Below are 13,303 nucleotides of genomic sequence, written 5' to 3' on the forward strand. Positions count from 1 at the left end.
ACACACCCGATGAAGTCAACGAACCCAACCAACCCAACGAAGGGCTGACGCCATGCAGGTAACGCGTCGTCGACGCGTCCAGAAGGACCACTTCGTCCTTCTCGGTCGGCGTGCGGGCCGCCGGGCCACTCTCGCCACGGCGTGCATCACGGCGGTGGCCGTGGCCACGGGCACGGCTTTCGCGACCACCCACCAGTTCGGCACCGACCGGGTCGGCCAGGTCACCGCCGACGGCCAGGTCATCTCCAGCGACCAGTACCTGGCCCCGTACGGGGATCGGCTGGTCATCGACAACGGCAAGATCATGGCGTCCCGGGTCAGCCCGGACGGCGGTCACCTGGCCGCCTCGGTCGCCGACGGCGACGCCTCGCTGGTCGTCGTGGACCTGAAGACCGGCAAGGTGCAGCAGCGCGTCGGCAAGGCCAAGGGCGACGACCTGCACCTGACCGACGGCTCGGTCGGCCAGGAGGCTCCGGTGTACTCGCCGGACGGCTCGCAGCTGTGGCTGGGCCAGCTCAACGGCTACACCAAGTTCACCGTGAACGCCGACGGCTCCCTGGCCAACCCGGTGACGGTGGCGATCCCGGCCGACGGGGACAAGCACGCGCTGGCGTCCGGAGCGGTGTTCTCCGCCGACGGCAAGACGGTGTACGCGGCGGTCAACGGGCAGAACCGGGTGGTCGCGATCAACGCGGCGACCGGCGCGATCGGGCAGAGCTGGACGGTCGGCAACGCGCCGCGCGGCATCGTGCGGGTCGGCCACAAGCTGTACGTCGGCAACGAGGGCGGGCGCCCGGCCACCTCCGACGACGACACGATCAACTCCTACGGCACCCAGGTGGTGGCCGACCCGGACACCGGTGCCACCACCACGGGCACCGTCAGCGTGATCGACCTCGCCGACCCGTCCGCCGCCGTCGCCACCATCGAGGTCGGCCTGCACCCGACGGCGCTGTACGCCAAGAACGGGACGCTGTTCGTCACCGACACGAACAGCGACGAGGTGTCGGTCATCGACACCGCCCACGACAAGGTGGTGCAGAGCATCTCCACCAAGCCGTGGCCGGAGGCCTCGGTGGGCTACGAGCCCACCGCCGTGACGCTCACCGACGACGGGCACCTGCTGGTCACCCTCGGCCGGGCCAACGCGGTGGCCGTCTACCGCTACAGCGGCGCGCAGGAGCCGGTCAGCTACGTCGGCCTGCTGCCCACGGACTACTTCCCCGCCGAGATCACCACCGTCGGCTCGAAGGTGGTCGTCTCCAACACCCGTGGCATCGACGCGCGGCGGCCCAACAGCACCGGCGCGCACAACACCCACGACACCACGTCGAGCCTGACCCAGTTCACGCTGCCCGGCGACCGTGAGATCCGCTCCCAGACCGCCAAGGTCTTCCGGCAGAACGGCTGGACCAGTGGATCGGTGCAGACCGCCGGCCGGCACAAGGCCAAGCCGGTGCCGGTGCCGACGCGGATCGGCGACCCGTCGACGATCAAGCACGTCTTCCTGATCGTCAAGGAGAACCGCACCTACGACCAGCTCTTCGGGGACCTGGCGAAGGGCAACGGCGACCCGAAGCTGGCCCAGTTCGGCGCGAACGTGACGCCCAACCAGCACGCGCTGGCCGAGCAGTTCGGGCTCTACGACAACACCTACGACATCGGCACGAACTCCGCCGAGGGCCACAACTGGCTGATGCAGGCCGACAACCCGGAGTACACCGAGTCCTCGGCGGGCGAGTACGAGCGCAGCTACGACACCGAGGACGACGGCCTGGGCCACCAGCGGTCGGGCTTCCTGTGGACCGGCGCGCAGGCGGCCGGCCAGGACGTGCGGGACTTCGGGGAGTTCCACCAGTTCCTCACCAAGCCCGACGGTGCGAGCTGGCAGAACCTGTACTGCGACGCGAAGACCATGGACGCGAACGGGCAGGACACCGCCTACCCGCTCAACTCCTCGTCGCCGATCCCCTCGCTCAACGACGTGTCGGTACCCGGCTTCCCCAAGTTCGACCTGGACGTGCCGGACCAGTACCGGTACCAGATCTGGAAGCAGGACTTCGAGCAGAACGGCCCGGCGAACCTCAACATGCTGTGGCTGTCCAGCGACCACACGGGCGGTCCGGCCAGCCCGGCCGCGCAGGTCGCCGACAACGACCTGGCGGTCGGCAAGATCGTCGACGAGATCTCGCACAGCGGGTACTGGAAGGACTCGGCCGTCTTCGTGGTCGAGGACGACTCCCAGGCCGGCCTCGACCACGTGGACGGCCACCGCGCCCCGATCCAGATCATCAGCCCCTGGGCGCAGCACGGGGCCGTCGACAGCCGCTACTACTCGCAGATCACGATGATCCGCACCATCGAGCAGATCCTCGGGATCCACCCGATGAACCAGAAGGACAGCGCGGCCAGCCCGATGGCCACGGCCTTCACCGACAAGCCGGACTTCACGCCGTTCACCGCGGTGCCCAACCGGACCTCGCTGACCGACGGCCTCAAGACGCCGCCCGTGTGCGGCGTCGACGTGCCCGGGCAGCAGGACCGCAACGCGGCCGCCGCCCCGGTGACGACCGCGCCGCCGGCGGCGGAGCGCACCGTCGCGGACCAGTGGGACGCCTGGAAGTCCAAGCAGCGCCTGACCGGCCCGAACGCCGCGCCGGACCGCGCGAACCCGGCGCAGATGAACCACCTGACCTGGTACCAGACCCACAACTGGACCACCCCGTACCCGGGCGAGAGCGAGATCCACGCGCCGCAGGACGTGCCCGGCGCGTACCTGCCGTCCGCGGAGAACGACGGCTGATCCGGGCTGATCCCGCTGGGGAGCCATGAGCGGGCCCCGGGCCGGCACCACGCCGGCCCGGGGCCCGTTCGTTCCCGGCGGTGCGCCTGCCGGCGCGGGCACGCTACGAGGCGGGGGCGGGACGGATGGCCAGGCCGGGCCGGCGGCGGTGGACGGTGAGGTAGACCAGGCCGTCCGCGTCCGCGGCGAGCGCCCGGCGGGCGCCGTGCGGCAGCCAGGCCGTGCACCCGGGGGAGAGGGCCTGTCGACCGTTGTCCGTCTCCAGGCGGCCGCTCCCGCCGAGCACCTGGACGAGGACGTCGAGGTCCGGCTCCACGTGCTCGGCGACCTCCGCGTTCGGCGGCAGGCGGATGATGTTCGCGTCCAACTGGCGCCCCTCCTCGGCGAGTCGCCACAGCGCCCCGCTCCGGTCGGCCGGAGCGTCGTGGAGCAGCGACTCCAGCTGGGTGAGCACACCGGGCCCGGGGTTGGGCGTCAACGCGGCCTCCTGCAGGTGAGTGGGGTACGGCGGGATCGACCTGCGGATTCTACGGAAGGGCGGGTACGTCCGGTCAGTCGTCGGCGAGCAGCCGGGCGACGGCGGCGTCGACGTCGAGGTGGTCCGACTCCGATCCCGCGGGCACCAGCGCGAAGGACTCCGAGAGGAACGCGGTGACGGCCTCCCCCGGGGCACTGAGCACGGCCGCGTTGCCGGTGGGCCCGCGCAGGGTGATGAGGACCTCGCCCTCCGGACCCGGACGGACCTTCACGTCGCCGCAGCCGACGGGCTCGTGCCGGCCCTCGTTCAGCAGTTCGCGGCTGAAGTACCAGCACACCTGGGCGCCGTCGCCGGTGCACTGGCACGGAGTCAGCGGAAAGGCCAGGCAGGCGGCGTACGGCAGGCTGGTGTCGAAGCGGAGTTCGGCGTCGACCGGGACGTCGGGCAGCGCGCTGTCCGGGAACGTGACGGGCACCGGGCGGACCGTGGACAACTGCATCGAATCGGCCTCCTGCGATCGCAACGGGCCGGCCCTGGTGGACCGGCGCACCTGAGGGGCGCGTACCCGGTGCGCCGAGGGGCACCGCGCGAGGCGGGAACCTCCACAACCTCTTCGCACACCGCGAGCGGACCGCTCCCGCGCGGCTCGGGCCCCGGCCCTCACTGTCACCCGTGGGAATGAAACACCGGACTGTTCGGGGGCCTTGGCCTGGCCGTGGAGGCCCTGTCCGCCGGGATCCTCGACATACGTGCTCGGCTCAGTGCCCCCCTTCCCGAACGGAGCCCCGACATGACCAGCCCCCGCTCCTTCCGGGCAGCCGCCGCGCTCCTGCGCTCGGCCGTTCTCACGGTCGGCTGACCGGCCATGGCCCTCCCGGAAGACCGAAGGCTCATCCATCTCGTGCTGCGCCTGCTGGCCGCCGCGGGACTCGCCGTGAACGCGGCCGTCCACGCCCGGCTCGCCGACCGGTACGACGCCGTCGGCGACTCGCTCACCCAGGGCACCCTGTTCCGGGCCGAGGCCGCCGCCGCGAGCCTGGCCGTGGTCCTCGTGCTCCTCTGGCGGCACCGGTCCGGCGACCTCTTCGCCTGGCTGGTCGCCGCCTCCGGGTTCGGCGCGCTGCTGCTCTACCGCTACGTGGACGTCGGCAGCCTCGGCCCGCTGCCGAACATGCACGAGCCGGTCTGGTTCGGCGACAAGACGCTCGCCGCCTGGGCCGAGGGGATCTCCGTCGTCGCCCTGACCGTCCTGCTGCTCGGTCGCCGCCGGCGTCGGATCCGAGCGAGCGCCGCCGCCCCGCCGCCCGAGTGAACGGGCGGCGCGGCGGGGCGACCGGGCCGGGGGCCGGGCGGGTCCGGGGTCATGATCTCCGGGTTCCCGGAGGCCCTCACCGTCGGAGGCGGACATGCGGATCCTGCTCCTCGCCAGCGCGTTCAACAGCCTCAGCCAGCGGCTGCACGCCGAACTGCGCGACCGGCGCCACGCGGTGGACTTCCAACTCGCGTGTGACGACGACGAGTTGACGGACGCGGTGGACCGACTGCGGCCGGACCTGGTGCTCGCCCCGATGCTGCGCACGGCGATCCCGCAGGACGTCTGGTCGGAGGTCACCTGCCTGATCGTCCATCCCGGCCCGCCGGGCGACCGCGGCCCCTGCTCCCTCGACCGGGCGATCCAGGACGGCCGCACCGAGTGGGGCGTCACCGTGCTCCAGGCCGAGGCGGAGATGGACGCCGGACCGGTCTGGGCCTGGGCCCCCTGCCGGCTGCCCGCGCGCGGCAAGAGCGACCTGTACCGCAACGAGGTCTCCGACGCGGCCGTGGCCGCCGCGCTGCTCGCCGTGGAGCGCGTCGCCTCGGGCGCGTACGTGCCGCAGCCGCAGCACGGCCCCGGCTGGCGGGAGGAAGTGCACACCCGGCCCTTCCTGCGCCAGCAGGAGCGCCGGATCGACTGGGCGGGCGACTCCGCCGAGGCGGTGCTGCGCAGGCTCCGCGCGGCCGACTCCCAGCCCGGGGTGCTCGACACGCTGTGCGGCGGCGAGTGGTACCTGCACGGCGGCCGCCGCGAGTCGGTGCTGCGCGGCCGGCCGGGCGAACTGCTCGCCACCCGGGCCGGGGCGGTGTGCCGGGCTACTCCGGACGGCGCAGTGTGGATCCCCGAACTTCGCCGCCGCCGCACGCCCGGCGGGCCCGCCACGTTCAAGCTCCCGGCGGTGACGGCCCTCGGCGCCCTGCTGCCGCCGCTGCCGGAGGTCGCGGCACCGCTGGTGCCCGGTGAGCACGAGGGCCCGGCGTGGTCGGACATCCGCTACCGCGAGGACGGCCCGGTGGGCTTCCTGCGCTTCTCGTTCCCGGGCGGCGCGATGTCCACCGACCACTGCCGACGGCTGCTGGCGGCGTACCGCTTCGCCGCCGCCCGCCCGACCTCGGTGCTGGTGCTCGGCGGTGGCCGGGACTTCTTCTCCAACGGCATCCACCTCAACGTCATCGAGGCCGCGCCGGACCAGGCGGCCGAGTCCTGGGCCAACATCACCGCGATGGACGACCTGGTCGCCGAGGTGCTCACCACCACCGACCGCCTGGTGGTCGCCGCGGTCGCGGGGAACGCCGCGGCCGGCGGCGTGATGCTGGCCCTGGCCGCGGACGAGGTGTGGTGCCGGGGCGGTTCCGTCCTCAACCCGCACTACCGGCTGATGGGGCTGTACGGCTCGGAGTACTGGACGTACACCCTGCCGCGCCGGGTGGGCGCGGCGGCCGCCGAGCGGCTGACCCGGCAGGCGCTCCCGGTGTCGGCCGCGGCCGCCGAGCGGATCGGCCTGGTCGACCGCGTACTGGACTGCGGGCCGCAGGAGTTCGGGCCGAGAGCGGCCCGCCTGGCCGGGCTGCTCGCGGCCTCGCCCGCCACCCAGCACCGGATCACGGCGAAGAAGGCCGCACGCGAGGCCGACGAGCGGGCGAAGCCACTGGACGCGTACCGGGAGGAGGAGCTCGCGGTGATGCACCGACAGTTCTTCACCCCCGAATCGCCGTACCACACGCTGCGGTCCGCGTTCGTCCGCAAGTGCCCAGCGCCCGCCGGGCCCGGCGCGCGGACGTGACCCGAACGGCCCCGCCCGCTTGCGTCCCCCCGGGGAACCCGGTCGGGCCTTTGGAACGGCGTTAGATCCGATCGGTTGCTATGACTGGTTTCGAGCCATTTCGTCCGGCTCCCATCCCCGAGGAGGCATCCTCATGGGTGCTGCAACAACCGACACCGACGTGGTGCACATTCTCTGGATCAACGCCGGCCTCAGCTGTGACGGCGACTCCGTCTCGCTGACCGCCGCGATGCAGCCGAGCATCGAGGAGATCGTCACCGGCGCGCTGCCCGGCCTGCCCAAGGTCGCGGTGCACTGGCCGCTGATCGACTTCGAGTGCGGCCCGGCCCAGGGCGCGGACAACTTCGTCGAGTGGTTCTTCAAGGCCGACCGCGGCGAGATCGAGCCGTTCGTCCTGGTCGTCGAGGGGTCCATCCCCAACGAGAAGATCAAGAAGGAGGGTTACTGGTGCGGCTTCGGTGACGATCCCGCCACCGGCCAGCCCGTCACCACCAGTGAGTGGCTGGACCGGCTCGCCCCCAAGGCGACCGCCGTGGTGGCGATCGGCACGTGCGCCACGTACGGCGGCATCCACGCGATGGCCGGCAACCCGACCGGCGCGATGGGCGTGCCGGACTACCTCGGCTGGGACTGGAAGTCCAAGGCCGGACTCCCGATCGTCTGCGTGCCCGGCTGCCCGATCCAGCCCGACAACTTCGCCGAGACGCTCACCTATCTGCTCTACCAGCTGGCCGGCTCCGCGCCGATGATTCCGCTCGACGACAAGCTGCGCCCCACCTGGCTGTTCGGCGCCACCGTGCACGAGGGCTGCGACCGCGGCGGCTACTACGAACAGGGTCAGTTCGCCACCGACTACGGCACCCCCGAGTGCCTGGTGCGGCTCGGCTGCTGGGGCCCGGTCGTCAAGTGCAACGTCGCCAAGCGCGGCTGGATCAACGGCGTCGGCGGCTGCCCGAACGTGGGCGGCATCTGCATCGCGTGCACCATGCCGGGCTTCCCGGACAAGTTCATGCCCTTCATGGACCCGCCGCCCGGCTCGCGCGTCTCCAGCGGTGCCAGCACCGCCTACGGACCGCTGATCCGGCGGCTGCGCGCGATCACCCAGAAGACCGTCGACAAGGAACCGAAGTGGCGCCGCACCGGCCGCCACCTGACCACGGGTTACCGCCCGCCCTGGTGACAGGGGGGCCGCACACCGCCCCGGTGTGCGGCCCCGTCGACCTCCGCCCCGCTCGTAGACCTCGTAGATCCCGTAGACCCCGTAGACCCCGTAGATTCCGTAGACAAGGACACGCAGACACGATGGCAACACCGACGACCAGGGCGGCCGGCGACGGCAGTGGCCTGACGGAGATGTCCTGGGACCCGATCACCCGGATCGTGGGCAGCCTGGGCATCCACACGAAGATCGACTTCAAGCAGAAGAAGGTCGCGGAGTGCTACAGCACCTCCTCGGTCTTCCGCGGCTACAGCGTCTTCATGCGCGGCAAGGACCCGCGCGACGCGCACTTCATCACCAGCCGGATCTGCGGGATCTGCGGCGACAACCACGCCACCTGTTCGGTCTACACCCAGAACATGGCGTACGGGGTGAAGCCCCCGCACCTCGGCGAGTGGATCATCAACCTCGGCGAGGCCGCCGAGTACATGTTCGACCACAACATCTTCCAGGAGAACCTGGTCGGGGTCGACTACTGCGAGAAGATGGTCCGTGAGACCAACCCCGGCGTCCTGGAGCTGGCCGAGCGCACCGAGGCCCCGCACGCCCGCGACCACGGGTACAAGACCATCGCCGACATCATGCGCTCGCTCAACCCGATCGAGGGCGAGTTCTACCGCGAGGCGCTCCAGGTCAGCCGGTACACCCGGGAGATGTTCTGCCTGATGGAGGGCCGCCACGTGCACCCCTCCACGCTCTACCCGGGCGGCGTCGGCACGGTCGCGACGGTGCAGCTGTTCACCGACTACCTGACCCGGCTGATGCGCTACGTCGAGTTCATGAAGAAGGTCGTGCCGCTGCACGACGACCTCTTCGATTTCTTCTACCAGGCGCTGCCCGGTTACGAGGAGGTCGGCCGGCGCCGGATCCTGCTCGGCTGCTGGGGCAGCCTCAACGACCCGGACCACTGCGACTTCACCTACCGCAACATGACGGACTGGGGTCGCAAGATGTTCGTCACCCCCGGTGTCATCGTGGACGGCAAGCTCGTCACCAACGACCTGACGCAGATCAACCTCGGCATCCGGATCCTGCTCGGCAGCTCCTACTACGAGGACTGGCAGGGCAAGGAACTCTTCGTCACCCACGACCCGCTGGGCAACCCCGTCGACCCCCGGCACCCGTGGAACCAGCACACCATCCCGCAGCCGCAGAAGCGCAACTTCGACGACAAGTACAGCTGGGTGATGTCCCCGCGCTGGTTCGACGGCAAGGAGCACCTCGCCCTCGACACCGGCGGCGGCCCGATCGCCCGCCTGTGGTCCACCGCCCTGTCCGGGCTGGTCGACATCGGCTACATCAAGGCCACCGGCCACAGCGTCCGGATCAACCTGCCCCGCTCGATGACCAAGCCCGAGGTCACCTTCGAGTGGAAGATCCCGCAGTGGAGCAACGCCATCGAGCGCAACCGCGCCCGCACCTACTTCCAGGCGTACGCGGCCGCCGCCGCCCTGCACTTCGCCGAGAAGGCGCTCGACGAGGTCCGCGCCGGGCGCAGCCAGACCTGGGAGCGCTTCGAGGTGCCGGACGAGTCGATCGGCTGCGGTTTCACCGAGGCCGTGCGCGGCGTGCTCTCGCACCACATGGTGATCCGCGACGGCAAGATCGCCAACTACCACCCGTACCCGCCCACCCCGTGGAACGCGAGCGTCCGCGACAGTTACGGCACGCCCGGCCCGTACGAGGACGCGGTGCAGAACACGCCGATCTTCGAGGAGAACTCGCCGGAGAACTTCAAGGGCATCGACATCATGCGCGCGGTGCGCAGCTTCGACCCCTGCCTGCCCTGCGGGGTGCACATGTACGTCGGCAACGGGCGCACCCTGCAGACCATGCACGTGCCCACCGGCCTGAGCGGGCTCACCGCATGACGGCCGAGCAGACCGGGCTGCGGATCCAGGAGGCGCTGGACGCCCTGGCCGACAGCGGCGCCGAGCGGGCGGGCGAGCAACTGGTCCGCGACCTGATGGAGTTCTACGGCGAGGGCCTGAGCCGGCTCGTCCCGGCCCTTCCCCCGCCCGCCCTGGAGCGGATGCTGGACGACCCCGCCGTGGCCGGGCTGCTGCTCCTGCACGACCTGCACCCCGAGGACGTCACCGCCCGGATCGACCGGGCGCTCGCCGCCCTGTCCGAGCGGATCGAGGTGCTCGGCTTCGAACCGGCCACCGGCACCCTGCGGCTGCGCCGGACCGCCTCCGGCTGCGGCTGCGGGGAGCAGGACGTCGAGGCCGTCCTCGCCTGCCACGCGCCCGAGGTGACGGCCGTGGAGCTGGAGCGCGCCCCGCAGCTGCTCCAGATCGGCACCCGCCCGCCGCTGCCCGCGGAGGCGCGGTGAACACCCGGAGGGTCTCCCGCGACGGGACCGCCCTGCTGCGCCGACTGCGCGAGCCGGCGCCGCCGCGGCCCGAGCAGTGCGCCTTCTGCGGCCGGGACCTGGCAGCCGGCCACCGCCACCTGGTGGACGTCGAGGACCGCTCCCTGGCCTGTGCCTGCACCGCCTGCGGCCTGCTGTTCCAGCAGCCCGGCGCGGCCGGTGGCCGCTACCGCAGCGTGCCGGACCGCTGCCTGGTGGACCCGGACGGTGCGGTGGACGAACGGGCCTGGTCGGTGCTGGGGATCCCGGTCGGCACCGCGTTCCTGTTCCGTGACGCCGTGCTGGACCGGGTGCTCGCGTTCTATCCCGGCCCGGCCGGCGCCACCGAGAGCGAGGTGGACGAGGAGGCCTGGGAACGCGCCTTCGGCGGCAGCCGACTGGCCGCAGCCCTGGAACCGGACGTGGAGGCACTGCTGCTGCGCCGCACCGACCGGCGGGTCGAGTGCTTCCTGGTGCCGATCGACCTCTGCTACGAGCTGGTCGGTCGGCTGCGGCGGTGCTGGCACGGCTTCGACGGCGGGGCCGAGGTGCGGGCCGAACTCGACGCCTTCTTCGAGCGGTTGGCCGCCCGGGCCCGCCCGCTGCCCGCGGCGGTGACGGCGTGAGCGAACGAAGTGAGCGAACCATCGAAAGGTGCGGGTTGCGCGAAGCGCTCGCCGAGCGCGGCGAGGTGGGCGCATGAGTGCGCTCGGCTTCAGCTGCACCGGCGTGCGGTCCGACCCGTACGCGGCCGCGCCGACCCTGGTGTTCCGGCTGCGGATCACGGCGCCGGCCGACGTCCGGGTGCACGCCCTCGCCCTCCAGTGCCAGCTGAGGATCGAACCGGGCCGGCGGTCGTACGCCACCGGGGAGGGCGGGCGGCTGAGCGACCTGTTCGGCGAGCGGGAACGCTGGTCGAGCACGCTCAACCCGATCCAGTTCGCCACCGTGCCCCTGCTGGTGCCCGGCTTCACCGGCGAGACCGAGGCCGACCTCGCGGTGCCGTGCGGCTACGACCTGGAGGTGGCCTCCGCCCGCTACTTCCGGGCCCTGGACGGCGGCGAGGTGCCGCTGCTGCTGCTCTTCTCCGGCACCGCCTTCGCCGGCCCCGGCGGCTTCCAGGTCACTCCCGTGCCCTGGGACCGGGAGGCCCGGGTGCGGATGCCGGTGCGGGTCTGGCGGGAGGCGATCGACCAGCACTTCCCCGGCTGCGGCTGGCTGCGCCTGCCGGAGGACGTCATGGACGACCTGCTGGCCTACCGCTCCCGGCGTGCCCTGCCCTCCTGGGAGGCGACGGTGCGGCAACTGCTGGCCGCGGCGACGGTCGGGGAGGGGGCCCGGTGAGCGGATTCCCCGACGGGATCGAGCGCGGCTTCGCGGCCGCCCGGCAGATCGCCGACGCGGTGCTGCTGGAAGGCTACGTGCTGTACCCGTACCGTGCGTCGGCGGCCAAGAACCAGCTGCGCTGGCAGTTCGGCGTCCTGGTACCGCCGGAGTACACCAGGCAGGGCGGCGAGCACTCCCACCAGCGCACCGAATGCGTGATGGAGGCGCGCGGCGACGACCGGCTGGCGGTCGAGCTGCGCTTCCTGCGGGTCCAGCGCCGCACCGTCGAACGGGCCACCGCCACCGGTGGGTTCGAGCCCGTGGAGCGGCTGGAACTCGCCGACCGGGTACTCGTCGAATGGGACGAGGGCGTCGAGGAGCGGATCGAACTCCTCCTGCCTGTCGACGAGTTGATCGACGAAGGAGTGCAGCGAGGGTTCCGGCTGCCGGGCGTCGGCAGCACGGAGCTGCTGAACCAGGACGGCACCGCCGTCGGACGGCTGCTGCGGCGGCGCGAACAGATCGACGGCCTGGTGCGGTTGACGGTCGAGGAACTGCCCGGCCCGTACCGGGCGCAGCGGCTGACGGCGGTGGTGGAGAACGCCTCCGACTGGACGCCGGACCAGCAGGCCGGACGCGAGGAGGCGCTGCCGCGCTCCCTGGTCTCCGTCCACCTGCTGCTCGGGCTGGAGCACGGCCGGTTCCTGTCGGTCGCCGACCCGCCCGAGTGGGCCCGGCCGGCCGTCGAACGCTGCCGCAACGAGCGCACCTGGCCCGTCCTGGCGGGACCGGAGGGCGGGTCCCGGGTGATGCTGTCCTCGCCGATCATCCTGGAGGACCACCCGCGGATCGCCCCGGAGAGCCTCGGCACCCTGTACGACGCCACCGAGATCGACGAGATCCTGGCGCTGCGGACGGCGGTCCTGACCGAGGACGAGAAGCGGGAGGCCAGGGGTACCGACGAGCGGGCCGGGGCGGTGATCGACCTCGCGGAGTCCATGCCGCCGGAGGTGCTGGAGCGCCTGCACGGGGCCATCCGCGGGCTGCGCGAGATCACCGGCGGCGCCGGCGACGCGGAGCAGCCCTGGTGGGACCCGGGCAACGACCCGCAGGTCGACCCCGAGCGCGACCGGGTGCTGGTCGACGGCCGCCCGGTCGGCGCCGGCAGCCGGGTGCTGCTGCGGCCCGGACGGCGGCGCACCGACGCCCAGGACCTCTTCCTGGACGGGCGCACCGGTGTCGTCGAGGCGGTGCTGCACGACGTCGACGGTTCGGTGCACCTGGCCGTCACCGTCGAGGACGACCCGGGCGCGGACCTGTGGCGGGCACAGGGACGCTTCCGCTACTTCCAGCCCGACGAGGTCACGCCGCTGGAGGAGCCGTGACGGGCGGGGCCGTGCTGGTCGCCGGGGTGGGCAACATCTTCCTCGGCGACGACGGGTTCGGGGTCGAGACCGTCCGGCGGCTGTCCACCCACCCGCTGCCCGAGGGCGTCGAGGTGGTCGACGTCGGCGTACGCGGTGTGGATCTCGCGTACCGGCTGCTCGACGGCTACCGGACCGCCGTGCTGGTGGACGTCACCTGCCGCGGCGGGGCACCCGGCACCGTCCACCTCATCGAGGCGGCCGCCGAGCCGCTGGAGGTGCCGGTGCTGGACGGGCACCGGATGGGGCCGGACGCCGTGCTCGCACTGCTCGCCGCGCTCGCCGCCGGCACCGGCGGCGAGCCGCCCGGGCGGGTGCTGGTGGTCGGCTGCGAGCCGGCGTCGCTGGAGGAGGGCATCGGGCTGAGCGAGCCCGTCGCCGCCGCCGTCGAGGCGGCGGTCCAAGTGGTCCTGCGGGTCGTGGACGAGGCCACGCAGCCGGAGAGGGAGACAACACCATGCTGAGGAAGCTGTTCTGCGCGGCCCTGTTGGCGGGGATCGGCGCGCTGGTCTGGCAGAGCCTGCCGGACCTCAAGCGGTACCTGAAGATCTCGCGGATGTGAGGCCCGGATTGCTGCGAACGGTGCAGCCCCGGGCGCGGTG

13 protein-coding genes are annotated in these 13,303 nt (G+C 72.2%); 11 read left to right on the top strand and 2 right to left on the bottom strand.

The annotated features are described in order from the left end of the window. Positions 1-52: 52 nt before the first annotated feature. A complete protein-coding gene (locus ACIRYZ_RS39380) occupies positions 53-2,803 on the top strand; it encodes an alkaline phosphatase family protein (protein WP_402953463.1) in 2,751 nt (916 codons plus the stop codon). A 103-nt stretch (positions 2,804-2,906) separates the two neighbouring features. Here the strand turns inward: ACIRYZ_RS39380 and ACIRYZ_RS39385 are convergent, their stop codons facing one another. Together ACIRYZ_RS39385 and ACIRYZ_RS39390 are read right to left on the bottom strand one after the other, a co-directional pair. Continuing rightward, positions 2,907-3,281 carry a cupin domain-containing protein gene (locus tag ACIRYZ_RS39385; protein WP_402953464.1) on the bottom strand — a complete coding sequence of 125 codons (375 nt, stop codon included), beginning with the start codon at positions 3,279-3,281 and terminating at the stop codon, positions 2,907-2,909. Between the two features lie 73 nt (positions 3,282-3,354). Then, a complete protein-coding gene (locus ACIRYZ_RS39390) occupies positions 3,355-3,780 on the bottom strand; it encodes an SsgA family sporulation/cell division regulator (RefSeq protein ID WP_402953465.1) in 426 nt (141 codons plus the stop codon). 366 nt (positions 3,781-4,146) lie between these two features. On the opposite strand from ACIRYZ_RS39390, the gene ACIRYZ_RS39395 reads away from it, so the two are divergent. The 10 genes from ACIRYZ_RS39395 (at position 4,147) to ACIRYZ_RS39440 (ending at position 13,263) form a co-directional block, all read left to right on the top strand. Beyond that, entirely contained in the window at positions 4,147-4,593 is a 447-nt protein-coding gene (locus tag ACIRYZ_RS39395) for a hypothetical protein (RefSeq protein ID WP_402953466.1), read from the top strand. A gap of 94 nt (positions 4,594-4,687) precedes the next feature. Continuing rightward, positions 4,688-6,379 carry a hydrogenase maturation protein gene (locus ACIRYZ_RS39400; RefSeq protein ID WP_402953467.1) on the top strand — a complete coding sequence of 564 codons (1,692 nt, stop codon included), beginning with the start codon at positions 4,688-4,690 and terminating at the stop codon, positions 6,377-6,379. A gap of 133 nt (positions 6,380-6,512) precedes the next feature. Next, positions 6,513-7,559, top strand: a complete 1,047-nt coding sequence (locus ACIRYZ_RS39405) for a hydrogenase expression protein HypE (RefSeq protein WP_393028444.1) — start codon at positions 6,513-6,515, stop codon at positions 7,557-7,559. A gap of 122 nt (positions 7,560-7,681) precedes the next feature. Beyond that, the gene (locus tag ACIRYZ_RS39410) at positions 7,682-9,469 is read left to right on the top strand and encodes a nickel-dependent hydrogenase large subunit (protein WP_402953468.1); all 1,788 of its coding nucleotides are present in this window, start codon (positions 7,682-7,684) and stop codon (positions 9,467-9,469) included. Next, on the top strand, positions 9,466-9,933 hold the full coding sequence (locus ACIRYZ_RS39415; RefSeq protein ID WP_402953469.1) for a thioredoxin: 468 nt from the start codon (positions 9,466-9,468) through the stop codon (positions 9,931-9,933). Before ACIRYZ_RS39410 ends, ACIRYZ_RS39415 begins: the two co-directional genes overlap by 4 nt. Continuing rightward, entirely contained in the window at positions 9,930-10,577 is a 648-nt protein-coding gene (locus tag ACIRYZ_RS39420) for a DUF5947 family protein (RefSeq protein WP_402953470.1), read from the top strand. The genes ACIRYZ_RS39415 and ACIRYZ_RS39420 overlap by 4 nt, the downstream gene beginning before the upstream one ends. A gap of 73 nt (positions 10,578-10,650) precedes the next feature. Beyond that, a complete protein-coding gene (locus ACIRYZ_RS39425) occupies positions 10,651-11,295 on the top strand; it encodes a DUF6084 family protein (protein ID WP_402953471.1) in 645 nt (214 codons plus the stop codon). After that, positions 11,292-12,662, top strand: coding sequence for a hypothetical protein (locus ACIRYZ_RS39430; protein WP_402953472.1), 1,371 nt, complete (start codon positions 11,292-11,294; stop codon positions 12,660-12,662). Before ACIRYZ_RS39425 ends, ACIRYZ_RS39430 begins: the two co-directional genes overlap by 4 nt. Continuing rightward, entirely contained in the window at positions 12,659-13,165 is a 507-nt protein-coding gene (locus ACIRYZ_RS39435) for a hydrogenase maturation protease (protein WP_402953473.1), read from the top strand. Before ACIRYZ_RS39430 ends, ACIRYZ_RS39435 begins: the two co-directional genes overlap by 4 nt. Then, positions 13,159-13,263: a DUF6893 family small protein gene (locus ACIRYZ_RS39440; RefSeq protein ID WP_387933688.1), complete on the top strand. Its 105-nt coding sequence runs from the start codon at positions 13,159-13,161 to the stop codon at positions 13,261-13,263. Before ACIRYZ_RS39435 ends, ACIRYZ_RS39440 begins: the two co-directional genes overlap by 7 nt. The last annotated feature ends 40 nt before the right edge of the window (positions 13,264-13,303 follow it).

The sequence above is a fragment of the Kitasatospora sp. NPDC101155 genome, from assembly GCF_044768305.1.
Taxonomy (GTDB): domain Bacteria; phylum Actinomycetota; class Actinomycetes; order Streptomycetales; family Streptomycetaceae; genus Kitasatospora.

Coding starts and splice junctions, on each gene's coding strand:
- ACIRYZ_RS39425 (WP_402953471.1), top strand. CDS start 10,651: ATGAGTGCGCTCGGCTTCAGCTGCACCGGCGTGCGGTCCGACCCGTAC.
- ACIRYZ_RS39415 (WP_402953469.1), top strand. CDS start 9,466: ATGACGGCCGAGCAGACCGGGCTGCGGATCCAGGAGGCGCTGGACGCC.
- ACIRYZ_RS39390 (WP_402953465.1), bottom strand. CDS start 3,780: ATGCAGTTGTCCACGGTCCGCCCGGTGCCCGTCACGTTCCCGGACAGC.
- ACIRYZ_RS39440 (WP_387933688.1), top strand. CDS start 13,159: ATGCTGAGGAAGCTGTTCTGCGCGGCCCTGTTGGCGGGGATCGGCGCG.
- ACIRYZ_RS39400 (WP_402953467.1), top strand. CDS start 4,688: ATGCGGATCCTGCTCCTCGCCAGCGCGTTCAACAGCCTCAGCCAGCGG.
- ACIRYZ_RS39405 (WP_393028444.1), top strand. CDS start 6,513: ATGGGTGCTGCAACAACCGACACCGACGTGGTGCACATTCTCTGGATC.
- ACIRYZ_RS39410 (WP_402953468.1), top strand. CDS start 7,682: ATGGCAACACCGACGACCAGGGCGGCCGGCGACGGCAGTGGCCTGACG.
- ACIRYZ_RS39395 (WP_402953466.1), top strand. CDS start 4,147: ATGGCCCTCCCGGAAGACCGAAGGCTCATCCATCTCGTGCTGCGCCTG.
- ACIRYZ_RS39380 (WP_402953463.1), top strand. CDS start 53: ATGCAGGTAACGCGTCGTCGACGCGTCCAGAAGGACCACTTCGTCCTT.